The following is a 21,167-nucleotide window of genomic DNA, read 5'->3' on the forward strand; positions in this document are numbered from 1 at the left end:
CTTTCGCTGCAGGGCTCGGCGGTCGGTGTGTTCGGTCAGACGGCACAGGCACCTCCGCCGCTGATGTCGCCGCCCGAGGCGGAGACATCCACCGACGGGTTGCCGACGTTGTCGCTCGCGATGTCGCTCTGGATCGCCGCTGCGTCGTTTGGTGCGCCGACGTAGCCGCTGATCGCGATGGTGCTCGACCCGAGCGTGCCGATGTAGGCATCTCCGAACGAGAAGGTCGGGTCGGGCATCTGATCGAAGGTGTTGTTGCCACCCGACATGCCGACGTCGAGGCAGACCGCAGTGGTGTCGGTGGCGAGGGCGCCGCTGGCCACGAACAGGCCGGCGAAGTAGAAGATGTCATCGGCCCCTTCGAGGATCGTGTTGTTCTCCAAGGTCGCATTCAGGCGGTTGCTGCCGTTGCGAGCCTCGAGGCTGATACCGCTCTCGGTCCACGACCGCACCGAGTTGCCGGTGAGGTCGACGGTCGAGGTGCCGGCGCCGTTGCTGATGACGCCCACGCCGTATCCGCCCGAGCCGGGGGTGCCGGGCGTGCCGACGACGTTGTTCGTGATGTCACCGTCGAACGAGCCGTCCGAGGTGGAGGACTCGAGGTTGACGTTGATCGCGCGGCCCACCGCACCCTGGATGCTGTTGTTCTCGATCGAGTAGGTGAGCGAGCCCGAGTAGGAGTTGCCGGCGCTCAGGGTGATTCCCGATCCGACCACCGTTTCGCCACCGTTGACCTGCATCGTGTTGCCGTCGGTGCCGAGTGGTCCGCCGATGGTCACGTCAGCGCTGGCACTGCCGTTCAACGACACCTGCACGTGGTCGCCGTCGCTGTCTTCGAAGGTGTTGCCCGCCACGACGATCGTGGCGTCGCTGCTGTTGTCGCCCAGGTAGAGCAGCGAGTCGTTTCCCTGACCGCTGTCGTTGTTGTCGGTGAAGCGACTGTCGGTGACCGACAGCGACGCGAGGTTTCCGTTCGCGTTCGTGATGCGAACGTGGTCGTCGTGCGATCGATCGAACGACGTGTTGGCGATCGTGTACGCACCGGTGGGTGCTGTCACCATCACCGCCGCTTCGTCGGGGGATGTCTGGTCGGCGACGTTGAGGAAGTCGGACCGCGTGATGGTGAGCCCGGCGACGGCGTTCGCTCGCACGCCGTTGCCGTCGATGTTGCCGAGTGCTCCGGCTGCGCCGATGTCGAGGTAGTTGAGCGAGATGCCGGTCGCTGTGTCGAGGTAGATGGCATCTCCCGTCTTCGTGTGGATGGTGCCGCCCGAGCCGTTGTTGGCCGTGATTCCCGGACCGGACGCTCCGTCTCCGTTCACCGTGAACGTGCCCGTGGTGTTGCGGATGTCGATGCCGACGGCGCTTCCGCCGGTCGAGGTGACGCTGTCGAGCACGACGCCGAGGTTCGTGTTGTCGAGATCGACGGCAGTGGCCTGGCCGGTGTTGATCGTGCCGGACGTGGTGGAGAACGTGCCCGAGTTCGACACGAGCAGCCCGGTCTGGTTGCTCGTGGTGTTCGTGACGTCGAGGTCGGCGAACGAGATCGTCGCGCCGCTGTTGCTCGTGGCCGTGACTGCCGTGCCGGTCGAGTTGGTGAGGTGCACGTATTCAGTGAACGTGATCTGAGACGAGCCGGAGTTGTTGGTGAGCGCGACGCCCGCACCGCCGGTGTCGTCGATCGAGCCCGTGAACGTGATCACGCCACCCGTCCGACCATTGATGTCGACCGCTCGACCCTGGCTGTTGGAGATCGCCGTGGTGAAGGTGGCGTTGCCCGAACCTCCGTCGATGTCGACCGCTTCCTGCGTGGTCGACCCCGACCCGCCGATCGCTCCGGCCATGTAGAACGTGGCGGAGTTGTTGGTGAGTTCGACGCCCTTCTGACCGCCGTTGATGGTGGCGTAGGCGAACGCGACCGGCGCCGTTGCGCCGGTGATCTCGATCGCCGAGCCCGACGCTCCGCTGATCGAGACGATGCCACCGCTGTAGCCGGTGGTGCCGGTGAGGCCGTTGAGGTCGATCGCCGATGCTCCGCTGATCGTGCTGGTCGACACCTGGGTGTCGAGCGAGACGGCGTCGAGGTTGCCGCTGGTGGCGACTTCGATGATGCCACCGGTGCCCGACACGTCGATCTCGGACGCGGTGAGCGTCCCGACGACGGTGCCGGCGAGCGCGTGACCGGCCGGGGTGTTGGCCACGTCGAGGCCGCGGACCGTGTTGTCTTCGGCAAGTGCGATGCCGTCGGCGGTGGTCGACGAGATGGTCGGCGACGTGCCGTCCAGGCTGGGCAGGGTCTCGCTGTGGGTGGGAGTGGTGATGCCGAGGGCTCCGGCGAGCGTGGTGCCCGTGGTGCCCTCGCCGATGACTCGTTGACCGTCCGCCAGGACGATGCCGTCGGTGTAGGTGCCGTCGGCGAGGAAGACGCCGTGGTTGGCGGCGGGGCCGCCGGCGGCGTTGAACTGGCCGATCGTCTTGAACGGCGCGACGCGGGTGCCGTCACCGCCGGCAGCGGCGGCGTCGTCGATGAACCAGATCGGTGCGCTGACCGCAATGGTCACCGTGGCGGCGGTGGAACAGGCCGACGGCGCGGGCGTTCCGCCGTCGCACACCTGGTAGGTGAAGGTGTCGTTGCCCGTGAAGCCGGCGGGCGGTTCGTAGACGAAGCCACCGGAGTTGGGGTTGACGGCCACTCCGCCGCCCTGTGCGGAGGTGGTCGGCACGGTGCCGCCGATGGTGAAGGCTCCGGAGTAGTCGACGTCGGTGATGGTGGCCCCCTGGATGAGGCCGGCCGAGGCGGGCACGTCGATACCCACGTTGCCGATCGAGGCGTAGGTGCCAGGGGCGGTCAGCGTGGGTGCGTCGTTGGCGGCGGTGACGCTGACCGTCTTGTCGGCGTCGGCCGAGTCGATGGCGCCATCGTTCACGACGAATCGGACGACGCGGGCGGTGGTGTCGGGCGTGTTGTTCGCGTTGGTGTAGGTGACCGATCGCAACACCGCCTGGAAGTCGGCGAGCGACTGACCGGTGGCGGGGTCGATGGTGAGGACGCCAGCGGCGTAGCTGATGTCGCCGGCGACGATGCCGCCCGTCGCGGTCGCGGCGAGCACTTCACTCGCTCCGTCCTGCAGGTTGGTGATGGTGACGGTTGCCGTGTCGAGCACCGTGCTGTCGGGGTCGGTGACCGTGACCCCGGCGTCGACGACGACCGCGCCGCCGTCTTCGGTGAAGGCGGTGGTGCCGGCGGTGGTCGTGACGACGGGCGCTTCGTTGATGTTGGTGACGGTGACCGCGAGGTTCTGCACGTCGGTCAGCGAACCCGAGTCGGTGACGGTGATCTGCACCTCGTACACGTTGTCGGCGTTGGTGTCGCCGGGCGTGTCGAAATCGGGGGCGCTGTCGAAGGTGAGCACGCCCGTCGCCGCCACGATCGAGAAGTCGCCCTGATCGGCACCGCCGGTGATGCTGTAGGTGAGACCCGAGCCCTCGGTGTCGCCCTCCGGATCGGTGGACTGCACGTCGGTCACGGCGGTCTGGTTCTCGGCGGCCGACACGGCACTGCCCGAGGTGATGGTCGGTGCTTCGTTGACGTCGGTGACGGTGACCGCGAGGTCTTGCACGTCGGTCATCGAGTCGGAGTCGGTGACGGTGATCTGCACCTCGTACACGTTGTCGGCGTTGGTGTCGCCGGGCGTGTCGAAGTCGGGGGCGCTGTCGAAGGTGAGCACGCCCGTCGCCGCCACGATCGAGAAGTCGCCCTGATCGGCACCGCCGGTGATGCTGTAGGTGAGACCCGAGCCCTCGGTGTCGCCCTCCGGATCGGTGGACTGCACGTCGGTGACGACAGTCTGGTTCTCGGCAGCGAGGGCGGTCGCCACGGTGGTGATCGACGGGGCTTCGCTCACGTCGGTGACGGTGATCGCCAGGTCGAGGACGTCGGTGAGCGGCGTGCCCGGGCCGGCGTCGGTGACGGTGACCTGCACGTCGTACGTGCCGTCGGCTCCGGTGTCGGCCGGCGACTCGAAGTCGGGCGCCGCGTCGAACGTCAGCGCTCCGGTGGCGGCGTCGATGGAGAAGGCGGCCGCGTCGGCGCCTCCGGTGATCGAGTAGGTGAGGCCGGCCCCTTCGGAGCTGAAGTCGTCGGTCGTGTCGACGTCGACCGCCGCGGTCTGGTTCTCCGCCGCGTTGGCGGTTGCTGCGGTCGTGATCGTGGGTGCGAGGTTGCGGTTGTTCGAGAAGGTGCAGGTGACGTTCTCGCCCGGGTCGACCTCGATGGTCGCGGTGCGGGTGCCGACGTCGACGGTGCTCGGCGTGGTGCTCGTTCCGTCGTCGCACACGATCGCGGTGAGCGTCTGCGGGCTGGGGTCGACCTCGGTCACGACGTACGTGCCGATCGCGACGTCGGTGAAGGTCTTGGTCTCGGTGTCGTCGAGCGAGAACGAGTTGGGGGCGGCGATGTCGTCGGTGAACGCGTAGCCGGTGCCGCCCGACGGGTCGCTCAGCTTGACGATGTTGATCGTGCCGAGGCCGTCGACCGTGGTGGTCTCGCTGACGACGTTGTCGCTCGTGTCGGGGTCGGTGAGGTCGGACGAGACGGCAGCCTGGTTGGTGATGACGCCCGACGTCGACGCGTCGACGGTGACGTCGACGGTGAAGCTGGCCGAGTCACCGGTCGCGATGGTGCCCAAGGTGCACGACACGACGCCGTTCGGGTCTTCGCCGCATCCGGTCGTGGAGTCGAAGGTGACGCCGGCGGGCAGCGTCTCCATCACGGTCACTCCGGTGGCGTCGTCGGGGCCGGCGTTGTCGACGGTGATCGTGTACGAGAGCGAGTCGCCGGCGGCGACCGGGTCGGCGCTGTCGGTCACGGCGATCGAGAGGTCGGCCTCGCCTGGGCCGGCGGGAAGTTCGGCGAGGAAGCCCGACGCGTCGACGACGAGGTCGGCTGCTGCGCTGGTGAACACGCACACGTCGCCGTTCTCGTCGAGTTCGGCGAGGAGTTCGTTGGCGCCGGTGACACCGGCGGTGAAGTTGGCCGATGCCGCGACGGGTCGCGGATCCTGACACGGGTGCATGGTGACGTAGCCGTTGCCCGAGGGGTTGACGACGGCGAGGTTGAGGACGCCCGACCGGGCATCGGCAGGGACGCCACCGCGCCCGGCGATGCGAATCGTGTACTCGTCGCCTGCTCCCAGGCGGCCGTCGGCTTCGTACTCGCCGTCGACTGTTTCGCCGGACAGGCGGGTGTCGGCGAGTCGAACGGGCGAGGTGGTCTTCAGGTTGGTGCCGGCGGGGATGTAGGCGACCACGTCGAGGACGAGGTCGACCTCGGTCGAGGTCTCGATGCAGACGTCGCCGTTGCCGTCGAGGTCGAGCAGCAGTTCGTTGCCGCGGTTGACGTCGGCGACGTAGTTGAGCGAGGCCGTGGAGGGTGCAGGGTCGAGGCACGGGTGTGCGCTCACGAAGCCGGTGGCGGTCGGCCGCACGGCGATCACGTTGGCGATGACCGCGTCGGCGGCCTCGGGAATCCCGGCGCGTCCGGCGACGCGGACCACGGTCGACACGCCAGGGGTGGTGCGACCGTCGCCTTGCGACACGCCGTCGACCGTCGTGCCGGTGGGCCGGGTGTCGAGCAGGCGCCATGGTGCGATCGGCTCGATCGAACTGGTGGCGGGCACGTAGCCGGCGACGTCGACGGTGAGGTGGGTCGCCGTGCTCGCGTAGAGACAGAGGCTCCCGGTGCCGGACAGCGCCGTGACCACTTCGTTGCCGACGTTGACACCGGTGGCGAAGTTGAGCGATGCGGTGAGCGGCCGATCGAGGTCGCAGTCGTAGGCGGTGATGTAGCCGTTGCCGGTCGGGGTGACCGCGGTGAGGTTCATCACGGCGCTGGTCGCATCGGCGGGGACGGAGCCGCGTCCACCGATGACGACCTCGATCGTCTCGCCGGCGTCGATCAGTCCGGTCGCCTGCGACTCACCGTCGATGGTGGTTCCGTCGAGGCGCGTGTCGGCGAAGCGACTCGGAGCGAGCGAGACGAGGGTTTCTTCGGTGGTCGAGTTGGCGAACACGACGAGCGCGTCGTCGGCAACGGGCTCGGCCGAGGCCTGACCGGCCGACGTGGCGACGGCGCTCACCGTGAGCGTCGCGGCGAGTGCGGTCCGGATCGCGTTGCGGATGGACGGGTTCATGACGTGACCTCTGGGCGGTTGAAGAGCGCCTCGTAGGCGGCGACGTTCCCGGCTGTGTCGTGCACCGGGGAGAGAAACAGTTGAATGTCGCCGAATCGGGGGCTCGACATGGCGTACGTGTCTTGGGCGAGCGAGGTTCCGCTCGGTGCGGCGAAGCGTGCGGCGAACTGGCCCTCGGGGTTCGACACTTCGCGGGTGGGGAGTTCGTCGATCTGCTGCAGGACGAGTTCGATCGTTCCGCCGTCGGGGGCGGCGAGCGCGAATCGTTCGGCGAGGTGTTGCTGCATGCTCGATCGTTCGAGTCGGGCCGGGTCGTTCCACCAGCCGAGGAGGCCGATGAGGCCACGGCCGGGGCCGACGGCGGCACCCGCAGCCAGTGCGGTGCCACCGACGATGACGCCGCGGCGAGAGATCCTGGGCGTTCGTTCGGACGGGGCGCTCATGCCGATTCCTCGATCATCGTGTTGAAGACGGCCTCGAGACGGTGTTCGGAGATGGGCACGAGGAAGACGGGAACGGGTGCGCCGTCGCCGAGGTCGACGTCGTAGGTGCCTTGTTCGACCCGGCGAGGGTCGGCGAGTTCGAGAACCACGGAGAAGGTCGACTGGCCGTCGCGGACCCGCATCTCGGAGACGTCGACCACGCGCAGCGCGTCACTTCCGATGTGACACTCACGGTCGAGCGCGTTCAGCCATCGCGAATGTGGCGCGGTCTCCATGGTGTGTCGTCGTCCCTCCCGTCGCTGACCGTCAGCGGCGAGTGCGAACTGTAGACGCGGCACGGGCCGTGCGAGTGGCTTTGTCGCGACATTGACGTTCAACAGAAAGTCCGCGCCACACCTCGGGTCTGCCCCCGTGCGCGGACACGTTCCAACGCGAAAAACGGCGCGTAGGCAACACCGAACAGCGCTGACGGGAAGCCCACACCCATCGTGAGAAGGATGCCGACGTGCCCCAGCCAGGCCGCAGCGACCCAGGCGTTGCGAAGACGTGTACCGACGAAGATCACCGGCGCCGACAGCTCGATCACCACGGCACCGACGGCGGCGATGCCCAGGATCCACTCGGCACGGACCGCGGTGCGGGCGAACACCGGCGGGTTTCCGCCGAGCACGTCGAGCCGTGCCGCCGAGTACGCGATGTGGTTCCGAAGGGTGTCGCCCGAAATCCAGTCGAGCCCGCCGTAGCGAAGCTTGGCGACGCCGGCGATCACGTAGGTGATCGTCGTGACCAGCGAGGCGACCGCGAGCGGCCAGCCGTAGCGAACCGATGACCCCGGGAGGGCTGTGGGTGCCGTCGGCGCACGGCGCTTCGCGTCGAGCGACCACACGTCGGCGGCGGGCGACGCGGCGAGCACCACGAGTTGGAGCACCATCAGGTTCTCGAAGTGCAACAGTTGGCCCCACGATCCTCGCAAGGTCGTGAGGAGCAGCATCGACGCAGCAAACGTCACGGCCGCCGGTCGGTACCGCCAGCCGAGCGTCGAGGCGATTCCGGACGCGCCGGCCGCGACGATGCATGCAACCAGTACGGCTCTCGACGGCGGCGACGACAGCGGGGCGAGGACGCCGACTGCCTCGAAGTCCGCGGCGGGACGGTCGCCGAGCGCGAGGAAGACGGGAAGGCGAAGCACGAGATAGCCGACGACGAACACGCCGGCCACGATGCGAAACGCGGCGAGCCGCTCCCCGGGCGCCTCCGCGTCGAGAACCCGCTTCACGCCCGCTCCACCTCGCAGATCGCGTGGACATCGCGGTGGGACAGGCTCGCCTCGCCGCGCGTGCGCGCCACTGTGTCGTGACGTTCGCTGACGACCTCGATCGACACGACCTCCGCCAGGCTCGGGCGCCTCGACACTCGTTGCGCGATCTCGGAGCAGCGGACGCCGACTCGGTCGGATGCGAGGGCCGCACGCAAACGTCCGGCGACGACGAGCGGATCGTCGCTGGCCCCGATCAACGTGGGCGTGAGCCCCCGCCGCTCTCCGTCCTTGTCGATGCCGTACGCCGTCACGAGCGTGGAATGCGTCCCGCGTGCCCCTGAGTACATCGGGCAGGTCGACAACGGGAAGCTGTCGCGATCGAGCAGCACCGGAGCGACGAGCGCGAGGACGACGAGCGCGGTCACGGCCAACCGGTACTCGCGCCTCAGCGCCTGATTCGAGCGCATGCCCCAGTGTCGCCGGGCAGCCGCACCGCTTCAACCCGACTCACCTTCGCCGACGAGTGGATTCTCCGACGGTCCCGTCGCCGTGCCGCGCCGCTCGGTACCCTCGCGTTGTGCGAAACCGCGCGCAGGCACTCATCATGATGATCTGCGCAACGGGATTCTTCGTCGGGGCCGTGCTCTTCACCGTGCTGCAGTTGCGGCAGTCGGCCGAGCGGGCAGAACTGCGAAACGACGGCGTCGAAGCCGCTGTCGAGTGGCGTTCGTTCATCGAACGCGACGAACGGCGACTCAACCCGAACACGGGTCGATACGACACCTACTCCGACGACCGAGTCGAGTTCGGCTTCCGACTCGGCGACGGTGCGCAGTCGTCGGCGACTCAGCCGATCGCGGCCGATCGATACGCCGAACTCGGTGCGCTCGACGAGCTGTCCGTGCTGTACATGCCGGATGATCCGGATGGAGCCGATCTCCTCGACAACGGCGAGTTCGTCGCAAACACGGTTCCGTTCTGGGCGTTCGCCGCGTTGTGCGCCGCGTTGGCGGCGTGCGCGGGTGGCATCGCGTACTCGTCGTCTCGCAGGCCCGCCGAGGTGGCCGCATGAGCACGCTGTTCCGAGAAGCGAGCGACCGCAACGAACTCCTTGCGTTCGCACTCGGCCGAGGCCGGTACTTCGTACACGATCGAAGCGGGATCGGTCACGGGGAGCACTGGGTGCTGGGGAGTTGGAGAAGCTCGATCATGGCGCTCCACCGCGACGATCCGGCGGCATGCGCGACTGGCGTGCGGGACATGTTCGCGGCGCTGGTGGCCGACGCGCCGAGTGCGCCCGATCAGCACGCGTGGGTGCTGCTCGATCATCTCCATCAGTTCTGGCGCGCCCAGAGCGGCGGCGCACAGCTCGATCTCGGAGCGGCTGCCACTCCGATTGCACAGATCATCGCGACGGAACGAGCACGGTTCACGGCCGGTGGCGGCGACGGCGAAGGTGTAGGCGGGGCCGAAGCGATGGAGATAGCCATCGACGCAGTGCGCCGCCTCGGCGGACTCGCCGAACTGGCACGCCGACGAAAGACGTGATGACACCAACGGCCCTCGACGTTCTCGACGACTGCGCCACCGTGTAGCGCGGTCACCAGCACGGCGTCACGGCGGGTGGAACACCCGTGTCACACTTGTGGGGTGATGAGCTCTTCGTCGCGCCCTCACCGGTTTGCCTCACTTCTGCGTCTCGTCGTCGCCGTCGTGTCGTTGACGGCGCTGATGCCGTTCGCATCGCCACTCGCGGCGTCGGCAGCTCCGCCGACGACAGCGCCCGACGAAGGGGCGGCGGCACCGATCGTCTGCCCGAACGTGGGTTCATTGGCGCCGACCAACCGACGCGTCAACGTTCATGAGACCGGCGGGTCGCTGACGTGCGTCTACACCCAGGGGTTCGACATCACGATCCGATGGATCGACCTCGGCCAACCCGGCGGCAGCGGTTGCACGACATCGATCCCGACCGACGATCGTGAACCCAGCGACTTTGCGAACGACCTGTTCACGGTCGGCCTCGGCAACGCCTCCGTCGATGCCTCGATCAGCCTGCTGAAAGAGGGGCGACCTGCGGCCTTCGACGATTTCGTCGATGCGGCCACCCAGTTGATCGTCGCGTTCGAACCTGTCTCGGAGCCGTGCGCGCCGATCCACACGTGTGCAACGGAGATCGGCCCCGTGCCCTTCGACGACTTCTTCGGCAACGAGGACGGAACCGCCGAAGCGAGAGCTGACAACGGCGTGTGGACCCTCCGGTGTGAGTACCGGATCGACTACGACGCCATCGACGTCGATACTCCGATCGTCGACAGCGAGGTGCGCGTGTCGGTCACCTATGCGTCGGCGACCGCCGCCGACAGGGCCAAGATCACGCCATGCTCGGCCGTCGATCGGTTCGACGGTGGCATCACCACCGTCGACGGGCCCGGTGCGTCAGCGGTCTACGGCACGATCGATCCGCTGAGCCCGGCGCTCGCATACGACGTCGAGGCAGCGCGGGCGGAGCTCGATGCGATGCTCTCGCTCGTTGCGCCGCTCGCCGCGGACTGTGCGGCGGTCCCCGAGAGCAACCTCTACTCGCCGCTCCCTCAGTGGCTCGCCGAGGTCTGGGATGTCGGCTACAGCTCGGGCCAGCCGACGCTGCTGCTCACGCCCGGCGGCGGCGAATCGCTGGTGCCCCCGCCGGATCCGGTCGCTGCCGACGCCCCCGCTTCTGCTCCTGTGGAACCTGCGCAACCGGAGACGACCGTCGCCGCGCCGGTGACCGACGCGGCACCCACCGAGTCGACCCCGACGAGCGCTGCAACCGACGGGCTTCCCGAAGCCACATCGACCCCACCCGCGTCGAGTGCAGCGACCGAGCCGTCGACGAGTCGATTCCCGGGATGGGTCCAGTTGGCGATGCGCATCTTCGGGTGGATTGCCCTGCCGCTCTCGATCTTGGGCGTCGCCCTGGCGCTGTTCATGTTGAAACGCGAGTCGCGTGTGCGGCCGAAACTCGACGTGCTGCGCATCGTGATCATGGTCGTGGTTGCCGGGGTGACGACGTTCGTGCTCGGGCGGTCGACCCCGCTGTGGGTGTTTCCCGTCGCGATCTTGCTCGGCGGCGCACTCGGTCTGGTCCAGGGACGCAATCTCGAGGTGCGTGTCGCCGACGATCGGCTGATGGCGCGGCGCAGTCGGTGGGCGATGATCGCGTTCGTCATCGGATTGTCGGCCTCTCAGCTGTCGGGCTTGCTCGGCCGGATCGGGATCCTCAGCGTCGGTATCGGCTTGACGATGTTGTCGGCCGCGCTCGCTGCCGGCGTCACCGTCGGGCGACGCCCCAGAGTGCGCGACGCGCGTGCCTCGATGGCCACCGCCGTGGTCCTGCTCTTCGTATCGGCCCCCGCCATCGCGCTGGTTGCCGGAGGGGCCGGACCGACGGTCGGGACCGCCCGTGCCCACGACGCGATCCTCGCGACTCCCTCCCCCGAGAACGACGACGGGGACGAGGGCGAGGACGAACCGCCGGCCGAACCCGCATCGGAGCTCGACACCGAAGCCTTCCTCACCAGCCTCGTCGACTGGACCACGCTGCAGCTCGATGCGGGCTACAGCGGCGTCGGCAACGTGAAGCCGCTCGTCGAGGTGACGCTCCCCATCGGACTGGAAACGATTCCCGACCCGATCTCGGTCGAGGCCGCCTGGTCACTGCCATGGGCGGGCACGGAGTACGCCTACGCCCTCGCAGAGACGTATACCTTCTCGGCGCTTCCGGACGGCCTGTGCTGCTCGATGTCTTACGCGGCAACCGGCACCTCGCAACAGGGTGACGACGCGGCCGAGGCGATCGTCGCCGAAGCCGAACTGGGCGCGTTGACCTCGCTAGCGGACGGGTTCAACGGTCAACGACCATTCGGCCCGCCGGAAATCCTCGACAATGGAGCGTGCGGCCGCCAGGTGCTCCAGAGTCGACGCATCGGCGACGACGATCCGATCTATTCGACGCTCGCGGTCGGCGACACCGATTCGAGCGGCCGCGACGCACCCGAGGTCGCGGTGTACACCGACTGTGAACTGCCTGGCTTCACGGTGTCTGCGGCGCTCGATCGGGCCCCCGAAGTTCCCGCGCTCGACGACCCCGCGCGGATCGATTCGCACGGAACGGTGTGCCCTGTCCACCAAGAGGTGATGGCCACGTTCGGGCAGGACCCGCGCTACAACGATCAGGCCGCAACCAACGATCTACTCGACGTCTTTCGGGACCCGAACGAACCAGCGTGCAACGGCAGTGCCTACGTCGGTGACGAACGGAAGGGTGGCGTCCGCAACGAGTTCATCTATTCGCTCGCCTCCGTCGATCCGGAGGCCGAGGGCCAACGTCAGCGCGCCATCGTCGAGACCTTCGGTGACCGGACGCTGCCGCACGAGATCGACGCGGACATCCAGTGCGACGTGGGCGCCGATGGGATCCCGCAGGAGCGCGCCGACCAGGACTTCTGCCTGAATCGCACCTTCCACGAGTTCGGTGACGGCGAGGTCACGATCTGGACCAACACCGATCTGGCCGACGGCCCCGACACGATCATTCGCGGCAACTTCCCGTGGGGTAGCTACTTCTACAACTGCCACCACTGCGAAGTCGGCGACCCCTATATCGCCGACGTGCTGAACACCTGGCATCGCTTCGCTCAGGAGTGGAACGCGAACGGCGTCGCTCCCTCGGCCGAGTCGGACGCCGCATTCGCCGAACCCGGCGAGGCCGACACCGACGGGCCAGCAGATCCCGACGGCGAGGCCGACACCGAGCCAGCCACGAGCGATCCGGCGAACCTCGAACCCGACGACGGCGACGCGCCAGACGACGAGGAACCAGACCGTGACGCGGCGGCATCCGAGGACGACGACGTCGACGCAGAGGACATCGCAGCGATCGCACTCGTGTCCCTGCTCGGCGCGGCTGGGCTCGCCGGCTCCACGATCGCCGAGAGCGGCCACTCCATGAGCGAGCTCGTCGACGCCTACCGCAACGGCGGGCGCGAACGCGTGGAGGAGCTGCTCGACACCGACCTCGAACCGGCGGAACGCCCCGACGACCCGGTGCGCGGCTGGGACCCGAATCGCGAGGAGTTCCGCGACATGACGCGCGCGGAGCGCGATCGACTCGAAGGGGTCGACCGCGATCAGCGACGCACCGAACGACTCGAACGTGACGCCGAGCTGCTGGCCGACATCCGCGCCGACCGCGCCCGCGTCGATCGGCTCACCGAGCAGCTGCGACGTCGCGACGAGCTCGAAACGCAGCTGTTGGCTGCCGAGGCCGATCAGGAGCGCTGGTCTGATCCGGCTCGCGTTCGCGAGGCGATGCTCGACGACGCGTTCGACGGCATGCTGCGCGATGTCGAAGGGTTGCCCGGCGAACTGCGCGAGGTCGCCCAGTCGGTGAACGAGACCTTGAACGACCCCGAGACGTGGGAGATTCTCAGCGACGCCATGGGCGGCACTGCCTACGACCTGGCCGGCATGCTCTCGCCCGTGGAGTTCGGCGAAGGCCGACGACACATCTCCGAGTCGTCGCGGGCCCTGGGCCGATTCGGGGAGGCGATGGCCGAGGCGTTCGCCGCCGACCCCGTCGGCTTCGCGATGCAGATGAGCCCGCTCCAAGACGTGAAGGATTCGCTCGACGGAGACCGCACGCTCGGTCAGCGACTCGCCTCGCTCGGAGCGGTTCTCGGCGAGCTCTTCCCGGCGATGGGCGGCGCGTCGATGGCTCGCGACGCCTCGAACCTCGTCGACGCGTCACGCGATCTGGAGCGAGCAGCCGATGCAGCGCGTTCGTCTGAGCGGCTGCACCACCTCGGTCGGGCGGGCGACCTCTCCGACGCCGGCGTCGACGGTCGGCGTTCGCTCGACAGGTTCACCGATGCTCGACGGGAGTCCGCGCTGGCGTCGTCGCTCGACGACATCAACAGCAACGCGACCCGCGCGCCGGGAGGAGTGGTCGACGACATCGAGGCGCAGATCGCCCGCAACAGGGCGCGGCTCAGCGATGCGTTGGGATCCCCCGACGACAAGGCGCGTCGAGCAGCTTGGGAGAACAACCAACGCGTCGGCGCGGCGGCCGTCGACGACTTCGCTCATCACGCCACACGTCCGATCGACCTCGACGTCGAGACCGTGGGCGAGCTGAGTGCGGCACAACGCGAGGCGGCACTGCGGGTCCAGACGAACAAGAACGCACTGCAACAGATCAAGAACCAGCCCGAGGCGGTTCAGCGAGTGTTCGTCAATCAGATGCGCGAGGTGTACGACGAGACCGACGCAGCGGTGCTCGACTGGGCGACCGACTACATCAACCGTCAGGACTCCGGCCGCCTCGGCGGCGTCCGGATCCAAGGCGACCTTCAGCTGGACCGCATCGAGAACGGCCGTCACGTTTTCGTCGACACCGTCGGCAACGAGATCCAGTTGTTCGAGCCGACCAACGCGAGGCCTGGTCAGATCAGTGTCGGTGCCGACCGTGACTTCACCACGTACGTGAAGCCGGCGGGAAGCACGGCGCCGGCGTTCTCGTTGCCGAGGGATGAGGTGCGCCCCGTCTACAACGACGCGTTCTACGACGCGATCGGCGGCGACGACATGCGCGAGCGACTCGGGATCCCCGCGGCCACCCCCGCGGAGGTGCTCGCCGATGCCGAGCGCCGCGGCGTGCCACCGCCGACCGACCTGGACGGAGCCGCACGCCGGCAAACCATCGACCGCGTTGCCGAGCGACTCGACCAGGCGGTCACCGACGACCTCGACCCCGAGGCCTACCGCAACGTGCGCGCCGTGATCAACCGGCCGTTCGGTGAGATCGGCGACGCCCAGCAGGTCGGGTTGACGGTGACGCACAAAGGTGAGGAGTGGGCGTGGCGAGCCGACCATTCCGGCGACCGGGCGATCCGACCGACGTCGTCGAGGAGCGGTGGGGGTGGCGCCGGCGGTGGCATCGACTGGTCGGAGCTGTCGGAGGACCAGCGGGCCGAGGGCGTCCGCCAGATCGTGAAGCAGAACGGCAAACAGGTGCAGCCGCGACTCGACGCGTTGCGACGCCAGACCGAGTACCTCGTCGATCAGGGGCTGTTGCCGGCGACGACGCCGGTTCCCAAACCCGATACCCGGCTCGATCGAGCGATGGAGATCATGGAGACGATCAAGAACGACGGGGTGTCACCCGTCGACATGGAACGCCGGCTGCTCGCCGAGACCGGGATGACGCCGTCGCATGTCGCGAACGCGACCGGTGAGCGCATCAGGTTGATGGAGCAGCTTCGGCCTCCTGAGGTGCGCGAGCTGCAGCAGCGGATGGACCGCATCGCCGATCAACTCGAGCGCGAGCTCAAGACCGCCGCCGATCCAGCAGATCGGATACCGACTGCGGACCAGGTGTGGGAGCGGTTGATCCTCGAGGATCGCGGTTCGACCGGGGGTGCGTCGTGAGTTGGGTGTTGGTGCGCCCCGATCGCGAGGTCGCTGCGTCAGTCGGCTTGCCCGATACCGAGATACCGGTTCGTGCCGAGCACGTCGACCGCATCTTCGGGCGACGCGTCGACCTCGCTGCGCTCGTCGACGAAGTGGAGGCGTTCGCCGCCGCCGAGCCGGACGCGATCGCGAAGATCGAGGCCACCGCGATCGCCATGTTCGGCGCCGTCGTCGACGAACTGCTTCGCGACCGGAACTTCGAGCTCGCCGAGTCGTATGCGCTCCGCGGGTTGCGTTGGGCCCCCGGCTTGATCAGCCTGCGCGTGCAGCTCGGACGGGCGCAACACGGGATGGGCCGCGCCGCCGAGGCGACGGTGCACTGGCTCGCCGCGGTGACGGCAGCACGGTCCGAGCAGCGGTGGTCGCCGATGCTCTGGCTGCTGACGGCCCGAGCTCTGATGGAGCAGGATCAGCTCGATGCTGCCGCCACGCTGCTCGACGACCTCGCCGACATGCTCCCCGAGCAGTACGAGTTCTGGGAGCTCCGAGGCCTCGTGCGCGATCTGGCGGGCAACGGTGACTGAGCGGCAACTCGACTGGAGAGGAACGATCGGATGAAGGCAACGTGCGGGAACTGTTCGGCGTTGAACGCTGCCGATGCTCGGTACTGCCGGGCGTGTGGTCGCGAGTTCGGCGGGCCGGTCGCTGCTTCTGTTTCGACGTCACCCCCACCGTTCGATCAGTCGGCGGAGCGCACCGGCCCCTCGGTCGGGCTGATGGTCGCGACGGTCGTCGCCGTGATCGCGGTGCTCGGTGCCGGACTCGTGCTGGTGACGCGTTCGGGCGACGACGACGCGAGCCCCGGCGCGGCGACGGCCCCGACCGTCGATTCTCCGCCCGACGCATCGTTGGCGACCGCTCCTTCGAGCACGCTCGCGCCGACGACCGTGGCGCCGACGACCGGCGTGCCGACCACGGTGGCTCCCGTGACCACCGTCGCGCCGACCACGGTTCCTCCGACCACCGCTCCCCCGACGACGATCCCTCCGACCACGGTTCCTCCGACCACGGCGCCGCCGACCACCGCTGCACCGACCACGGTCGCGCCGCCGACGACCGTGGCCCCGACGATCTGGGACACGCCGGTGCTGCCGACGCCACCCCTGCCGACCAGTGGCCCGGGGTCACCACAGATCGAGTCGGCCGAGCTGCGATCGGGCGTGTTCGCCGCTGATGCGTTGCCGTTCCTCCTCAACGCGCAGGCGCTCGTCGACGCGTTCGCCGCGCAGGATTGGTCGACGGCCCGTGCGCTTGATCCGTCGATCGTTGCCACCGATACCGAGCTCGCCGCGACGTTCGCTGCGCTCGACCGAGCGTCGCTGATTCTGCTCGATGCAGGCGTGGCCGCAGGGAGCTACGAGATGGTCATCGCGGAGGTGCTCTACAACGGCGACGATGCAAAGACCGCCGTTCGTTGCGTGCAGTACGTCTCGAACGGGACCACCGGCACCGTGTCGCGACGTGGCGGATTCTCGATCACCACGATCGACGGCAACGTGTCACCGCAAGCGGTCCGACTCGACACTCCCACGTTCACCGAAGTGCAAGCCCGCTGCACGTTCGCCACGCTCGCCGACGCGCTCGGCCTCACGTGATGCACGCCTGCGCTCGGCGCCGTCCGACCGAACCCTCGACGAGCGATGTCTCCGACGAGCATCGGTGCTCGGCCCGCGTTGATGACCGCCGTCGCCGACCGCGGGAGCTGCGCATCGAAGGACTACGGGAGCAGGGTTGCGACGAGTAGGTCGAAGTAGTCGGCGTCGGCGGTGAGGTCGGGGCGTGCGGCGGCGACGTGGAAGTGGCCGAGGTAGGTGGAGTAGGCGATGGCTGCCCGTCGTTCGGCGTCGGGATCGGGCACGCCGAGCTGGCGGTAGGCGTCGGCCATGAACGCAATGCGGCGCTCGGCCACCGCGCTCGCCACGGCGAGCACTGTCGGGTCGGCCGACACGGCGAGCATGACGTCGATGGTGCCCCATTCGTCGTCTCCGAACGCAACGGCGAGCACGGCGCGGAGGCGTTCGGCGGGGTCGTCGACCTGTTCGAGCTCTTCGATGACCACGTCGGTCGCGAGGCGTTGCCAGTGTTCGAGGGATCGCTGCAGGAGATCGGACCGGTCGGCGAAGTGGTGGTAGAAGCTTCCCTTGGTGACGCCGAGCGTGGCGGCGAGGCGTTCGACCGAGACTCCGGCCTCGCCGGTGCTCGCCACCGTGCGGAGACACTCTTCGATCCACCGCTCAGGTGGAGTTCGCGTTGCCCTCGGCATGTTGCATACGGTACCGTACGCAACATGAACATACGTAACCGTATGGAAAGTGTGGCTGTTGGGTTCACGGTGGCCGGCCTCGGCGCGGCTGGCGCGTTGCACGCGCTCTGGGCGAGTGGTTCGACGTGGCCGCGCGACTCGAGCGACGAGCTCGCGGACCTGGTGGTGGGAACTCGACCATTCCCGTCGCCTCCGGCGACGTGGGCGGTGACCGGTCTGGTCGCCGGGGGCGCATGGCTGGTGCTCGCCGCCGACGGCAGGGTCCCCGCACCGATATCGGTCCGCCTCACTCGGCTCGGAGCCGCTGGCGTCGCGGGCGCACTCGCTCTTCGCGGGGCGGGCGGTCTCGTGGCAGGGGCGACGCGACTCATCGACGTGACCGACGAGTTCCGCCGTTGGGACCTGCGCGTCTACTCCCCGCTCTGCCTCGCGCTGGCAGCAGGCGCCGCCGTCGCCGCTCGACCCACGAAGGTGCCGCCTTCCTCGGCCTGAGGCCGTATTCCATGCGGGGCGTTGCGACGCTGCTGTCGATCCCGGCCGGCGTGCCATCACGCCCCTTCGCAACCGAATCAACCCCAACCATCGAACCCGACTCACCAGCCGGAACGACCGACAACAACGACCAGACCATCCGTGCACGCGTGTCGGACCGCTGCGACCGCCAGCTCGGGCTCTCGCCTTGTCCACAGCACGTATGGACACTGTTGCATAGTTATGCGACAACGTCGCATAACTGGTGATGCGCATCACATACGCGTGGTATAGCTGTGACGTGATGTCAAAGGATCTCACGATCCGCCGCTCAGACGTTGTGGGGCTGTCCCAGCCGTAACGGACCAGGCGGCACCATCGTTCAGCCGCATGGTCGACTCCGGGAAACTCACGATGCGCGGCGAGAAGCGTGGTGCTCACTACGTCCTGCCAGAACCAGGATGAGTAGCCTGCGCGCCCCAGTCGAGCCAGGGAGTACCTCGGGATGTAGGTCATCAGCGGCCAGTTGGAGCCCGCATCGTTTGACGCTGGAGAGCAGCACGTCTCCCTGCACCTGGTCACGTGGATTGCCGGCGGCTCGTTCAGCTACACTCGGCGCTCTTCGCGGATGTAGTTCAATGGTAGAACATCAGCTTCCCAAGCTGAGAACGCGGGTTCGATTCCCGTCATCCGCTCCAATCAGATGTCGCGAGACACCCCGGACACCCGAGCCCCGTTTGGAGGTTCGAGTGTGGTCGTTTTCGGGCCCCTTGCCAACCTCCTCGTTCGCAACCAGCGAACGCCCACCATCAACGTGCGTCTCGTCGAGCAAGGCGTCGAATTCACGACGCCAACCGACGCCGGCCCCTCGATCATCGCCGTCTTCGACGACACCTGCGGCAACCTGATCCAGATCGTCCAGATGAAGTGGACCGATCAGACCACGCCGCTCATCGGCCCAGCCTGGCCGCTCGGCCGCGGCTCAGTCGTCGTCGAGGTCGTCCCATGCCGGGAGTGGATCGGCGAAGTCGGCCCAGCCCGCGAACCCGGCTTCGATCTCGTCGACGGTCAGCACGCACGCGTCGAGTGATGCGGAAATCGCGGCGTGGTCCATCTCGATGCCGATGAACACCAACTCGGTCATCCGGTCGCCGAGCAACGGGTCCCACCGTCCGTCGAGGTCGGCCTGCTCGTCCGGCTCGAGCTCCCACTCGTCGCGAGGGATGGTCGCGAGCCACGGCCCCGCTGGCTCGAGGGTGACGGCCGCTCCGGCGTGATGCCAGATCGCCTGCACGTCCGGCCGCGTCGCGACCCAGAAGAAGCCCTTCGACCGCAGCACGCCGTCCCACGCCGACTCGGTCAACAGGTCGAACAGGCGGCCCGGGTGGAAGGGCCACCGCGATCGGTACACGAAGTTCGTGATGCCGAACTCCTCGCTCTCCGGCACGTGCTCACCGTTGAGCGCCTGCGCCCAGCCCGGGAACGCACCGGTCGAGTCGGGATCGAACCGGCCACTGTCGAGCAACTCGCCGACCGGCACTCGCCCGAACGGAGCGATCTCGATTCGGCTGTCGGGATTGAGCACGCGGATCAGCGCGCAGACCCGCTCCGTGTCCGCGGTGTCGAGCAGATCGGTCTTGGTGAGCACGATCAGGTCGGCGAACTCGATCTGGTCGACGATCAGTTCGGCGATCGTGCGCTGGTCGTCACTGTCGCGACCGATGCCCAGCTCGGCGAGTTCGTCGACGTCGTCGAAGTGGTCGAGCAGGCGATGCGCGTCGACCACGGTGGTCATCGAGTCGATGTGCGCACGGTCGACGAGCGAGAGGTCGTCACCGGTGTCGAAGAGGAACGTGGCGGCGACCGGCAGCGGCTCGCTGATCCCGGTCGACTCGATGACGAGGTGATCGAAGCGCCCCTCGTCGGCGAGGCGACCGACTTCGGCGAGCAGGTCGTCGCGCAGCGTGCAGCAGATGCATCCGTTGGTCATCTCGATCAGCCGCTCTTCGGTCCGGTCGAGCTGCACCTCCCCGGAGACGAGGTGCGCGTCGACGTTGATCTCGCTCATGTCGTTGACGATCACCGCGACTCGACGGCCGTCGCGGTTGTGGAGGATGTGGTTGAGCAGCGTGGTCTTCCCGGCTCCGAGGAAGCCGGACAGCACCGTGGTGGGGAGTGACCCCGTCGATTCGGGACGGGTCGAGCGAGTTGTGATCATCCGATCATCGTAATGATAATGATTCTCATTACGACTAGCATGATCGACATGACCAACATGAACGACACGGCCACGCACCACAGTCCGCAACGGGAACACGACGGCGGACGGAACTGAACGATGGCCGCAGCGAACAAAGATCGCCGACCGATCGTCACGCTCGAGAGCACCGCCGGCACGGGCTACCGATACGTCACGAAGAAGAACAAGGTCAACACGCGCGAGCGGATCGTGCTGAAGAAGTACGACCCGATCATCCGACGCCACGTCGAGTTCAAGGAGACACGCTGATGAAGCCGGGCATCCACCCCGACTACCGGCCGGTGGTCTTCGAGGACTCGACCGGCGGCCAACGATGGATCTGCCGCTCGACGATCCAGACCGACCGAACCACCACGTGGGAGAACGGTGAGGAGTATCCACACGTCCTGCTCGACGTGTCGAATCACACGCATCCCTTCTACACCGGCAACATGACCATCATCGACACCGCCGGCCGTGTCGAGCGGTTCAACAAGCGGTACGGGCGTCGGAATCGCGGCTGAGTTCGGCGGGCTGGGCACCGAGCAGGTCATCGACTGCTTCGGGCAGACGACCCACGAACTCACGCTCGACGACGACGGAACCGTCACGATCCGATTCGCGTCGAGCGGCGTCACCGCGTTCGTCGATCCGGCCCAGCGGGCCGTCCTCACCCCAGGCGTCGTGGTGCCCGACCCGATCATGCACCTCGCGGTCGAACTCCGACCGGGCTGACGACCAGCGGACGACCAGCAGAACGAGCGGGCGACGTCGTCGCTCGACCCACGTG

General features: G+C 67.9%; 17 protein-coding genes, 1 tRNA gene and 1 pseudogene. 11 read left to right on the forward strand and 8 right to left on the reverse strand.

The features are described from left to right. Positions 1-35 precede the first annotated feature (35 nt). The 5 genes from YM304_RS19745 to YM304_RS25145 form a co-directional block, all read right to left on the reverse strand. On the reverse strand, positions 36-6,191 hold the full coding sequence (locus YM304_RS19745; protein ID WP_015443501.1) for a beta strand repeat-containing protein: 6,156 nt from the start codon (positions 6,189-6,191) through the stop codon (positions 36-38). After that, on the reverse strand, positions 6,188-6,634 hold the full coding sequence (locus YM304_RS19750) for a DUF6916 family protein (RefSeq protein WP_015443502.1): 447 nt from the start codon (positions 6,632-6,634) through the stop codon (positions 6,188-6,190). Before YM304_RS19750 ends, YM304_RS19745 begins: the two co-directional genes overlap by 4 nt. Next, the gene (locus YM304_RS19755; RefSeq protein ID WP_154723568.1) at positions 6,631-6,834 is read right to left on the reverse strand and encodes a DUF6916 family protein; all 204 of its coding nucleotides are present in this window, start codon (positions 6,832-6,834) and stop codon (positions 6,631-6,633) included. Before YM304_RS19755 ends, YM304_RS19750 begins: the two co-directional genes overlap by 4 nt. Before the next feature lie 173 nt (positions 6,835-7,007). Next, on the reverse strand, positions 7,008-7,910 hold the full coding sequence (locus YM304_RS19760) for an HTTM domain-containing protein (RefSeq protein ID WP_015443504.1): 903 nt from the start codon (positions 7,908-7,910) through the stop codon (positions 7,008-7,010). Further along, positions 7,907-8,359 carry a hypothetical protein gene (locus tag YM304_RS25145; protein WP_015443505.1) on the reverse strand — a complete coding sequence of 151 codons (453 nt, stop codon included), beginning with the start codon at positions 8,357-8,359 and terminating at the stop codon, positions 7,907-7,909. Before YM304_RS25145 ends, YM304_RS19760 begins: the two co-directional genes overlap by 4 nt. 110 nt (positions 8,360-8,469) lie before the next feature. Between YM304_RS25145 and YM304_RS19770 the strand changes: the two genes are divergently transcribed. The 4 genes from YM304_RS19770 (at position 8,470) to YM304_RS19785 (ending at position 15,928) form a co-directional block, all read left to right on the forward strand. Beyond that, positions 8,470-8,964 (forward strand): hypothetical protein, encoded by a 495-nt coding sequence (locus YM304_RS19770; RefSeq protein ID WP_015443506.1) that lies wholly within the window; start codon positions 8,470-8,472, stop codon positions 8,962-8,964. Further along, positions 8,961-9,440, forward strand: a complete 480-nt coding sequence (locus tag YM304_RS19775; RefSeq protein WP_015443507.1) for a hypothetical protein — start codon at positions 8,961-8,963, stop codon at positions 9,438-9,440. Before YM304_RS19770 ends, YM304_RS19775 begins: the two co-directional genes overlap by 4 nt. A 75-nt stretch (positions 9,441-9,515) precedes the next feature. Further along, positions 9,516-15,362 (forward strand): hypothetical protein, encoded by a 5,847-nt coding sequence (locus tag YM304_RS19780; RefSeq protein ID WP_154723570.1) that lies wholly within the window; start codon positions 9,516-9,518, stop codon positions 15,360-15,362. Continuing rightward, entirely contained in the window at positions 15,359-15,928 is a 570-nt protein-coding gene (locus YM304_RS19785; RefSeq protein ID WP_015443509.1) for a tetratricopeptide repeat protein, read from the forward strand. Before YM304_RS19780 ends, YM304_RS19785 begins: the two co-directional genes overlap by 4 nt. Positions 15,929-16,083: 155 nt before the next feature. Here YM304_RS19785 and YM304_RS25150 read toward each other — a convergent pair whose 3' ends face one another. Next, positions 16,084-16,320, reverse strand: a complete 237-nt coding sequence (locus YM304_RS25150; RefSeq protein WP_162142121.1) for a hypothetical protein — start codon at positions 16,318-16,320, stop codon at positions 16,084-16,086. A 10-nt stretch (positions 16,321-16,330) separates the two neighbouring features. Between YM304_RS25150 and YM304_RS25325 the strand changes: the two genes are divergently transcribed. Next, entirely contained in the window at positions 16,331-16,999 is a 669-nt protein-coding gene (locus YM304_RS25325; protein WP_193788177.1) for a hypothetical protein, read from the forward strand. Positions 17,000-17,121: 122 nt separating this feature from the next. Here the strand turns inward: YM304_RS25325 and YM304_RS19800 are convergent, their stop codons facing one another. Further along, on the reverse strand, positions 17,122-17,667 hold the full coding sequence (locus YM304_RS19800; protein ID WP_015443511.1) for a TetR/AcrR family transcriptional regulator: 546 nt from the start codon (positions 17,665-17,667) through the stop codon (positions 17,122-17,124). A 24-nt stretch (positions 17,668-17,691) separates the two neighbouring features. Between YM304_RS19800 and YM304_RS19805 the strand changes: the two genes are divergently transcribed. From YM304_RS19805 to YM304_RS25800, 3 genes and pseudogenes are all read left to right on the forward strand, one after another. Continuing rightward, positions 17,692-18,159, forward strand: a complete 468-nt coding sequence (locus YM304_RS19805; protein WP_083908498.1) for a DUF3995 domain-containing protein — start codon at positions 17,692-17,694, stop codon at positions 18,157-18,159. Between the two features lie 603 nt (positions 18,160-18,762). Continuing rightward, positions 18,763-18,836 (forward strand) — tRNA-Gly (locus YM304_RS19810). A 119-nt stretch (positions 18,837-18,955) separates the two neighbouring features. Then, positions 18,956-19,066: pseudogene (locus YM304_RS25800) on the forward strand (VOC family protein); the annotation flags it as partial. A gap of 54 nt (positions 19,067-19,120) precedes the next feature. Here the strand turns inward: YM304_RS25800 and YM304_RS19820 are convergent. Next, positions 19,121-20,356 carry a GTP-binding protein gene (locus YM304_RS19820; RefSeq protein ID WP_015443514.1) on the reverse strand — a complete coding sequence of 412 codons (1,236 nt, stop codon included), beginning with the start codon at positions 20,354-20,356 and terminating at the stop codon, positions 19,121-19,123. A gap of 120 nt (positions 20,357-20,476) precedes the next feature. Here YM304_RS19820 and rpmG point away from each other — a divergent pair, with 120 nt between their 5' ends. The 3 genes from rpmG to YM304_RS19835 are packed head-to-tail and all read left to right on the forward strand — an operon-like array spanning position 20,477 to position 21,112. Then, positions 20,477-20,647 carry a 50S ribosomal protein L33 gene (rpmG, locus tag YM304_RS19825; RefSeq protein ID WP_015443515.1) on the forward strand — a complete coding sequence of 57 codons (171 nt, stop codon included), beginning with the start codon at positions 20,477-20,479 and terminating at the stop codon, positions 20,645-20,647. Beyond that, positions 20,647-20,901 carry a type B 50S ribosomal protein L31 gene (locus YM304_RS19830; RefSeq protein ID WP_015443516.1) on the forward strand — a complete coding sequence of 85 codons (255 nt, stop codon included), beginning with the start codon at positions 20,647-20,649 and terminating at the stop codon, positions 20,899-20,901. Before rpmG ends, YM304_RS19830 begins: the two co-directional genes overlap by 1 nt. Next, positions 20,855-21,112 (forward strand): hypothetical protein, encoded by a 258-nt coding sequence (locus tag YM304_RS19835; protein WP_041298472.1) that lies wholly within the window; start codon positions 20,855-20,857, stop codon positions 21,110-21,112. Before YM304_RS19830 ends, YM304_RS19835 begins: the two co-directional genes overlap by 47 nt. Positions 21,113-21,167 lie beyond the last annotated feature (55 nt).

The sequence above is a fragment of the Ilumatobacter coccineus YM16-304 genome (genome assembly GCF_000348785.1).
Classification (GTDB): domain Bacteria; phylum Actinomycetota; class Acidimicrobiia; order Acidimicrobiales; family Ilumatobacteraceae; genus Ilumatobacter_A; species Ilumatobacter_A coccineus.

What these genes read in the sequence shown, in the direction of transcription:
- YM304_RS19820 (WP_015443514.1), bottom strand. Translation starts at nt 20,356, where the DNA reads ATGATCACAACTCGCTCGACCCGTCCCGAATCGACGGGGTCACTCCCC.
- YM304_RS25145 (WP_015443505.1), bottom strand. Translation starts at nt 8,359, where the DNA reads ATGCGCTCGAATCAGGCGCTGAGGCGCGAGTACCGGTTGGCCGTGACC.
- rpmG (WP_015443515.1), top strand. Translation starts at nt 20,477, where the DNA reads ATGGCCGCAGCGAACAAAGATCGCCGACCGATCGTCACGCTCGAGAGC.
- YM304_RS19800 (WP_015443511.1), bottom strand. Translation starts at nt 17,667, where the DNA reads ATGCCGAGGGCAACGCGAACTCCACCTGAGCGGTGGATCGAAGAGTGT.
- YM304_RS19805 (WP_083908498.1), top strand. Translation starts at nt 17,692, where the DNA reads ATGAACATACGTAACCGTATGGAAAGTGTGGCTGTTGGGTTCACGGTG.
- YM304_RS19830 (WP_015443516.1), top strand. Translation starts at nt 20,647, where the DNA reads ATGAAGCCGGGCATCCACCCCGACTACCGGCCGGTGGTCTTCGAGGAC.
- YM304_RS19750 (WP_015443502.1), bottom strand. Translation starts at nt 6,634, where the DNA reads ATGAGCGCCCCGTCCGAACGAACGCCCAGGATCTCTCGCCGCGGCGTC.
- YM304_RS19745 (WP_015443501.1), bottom strand. Translation starts at nt 6,191, where the DNA reads ATGAACCCGTCCATCCGCAACGCGATCCGGACCGCACTCGCCGCGACG.
- YM304_RS19775 (WP_015443507.1), top strand. Translation starts at nt 8,961, where the DNA reads ATGAGCACGCTGTTCCGAGAAGCGAGCGACCGCAACGAACTCCTTGCG.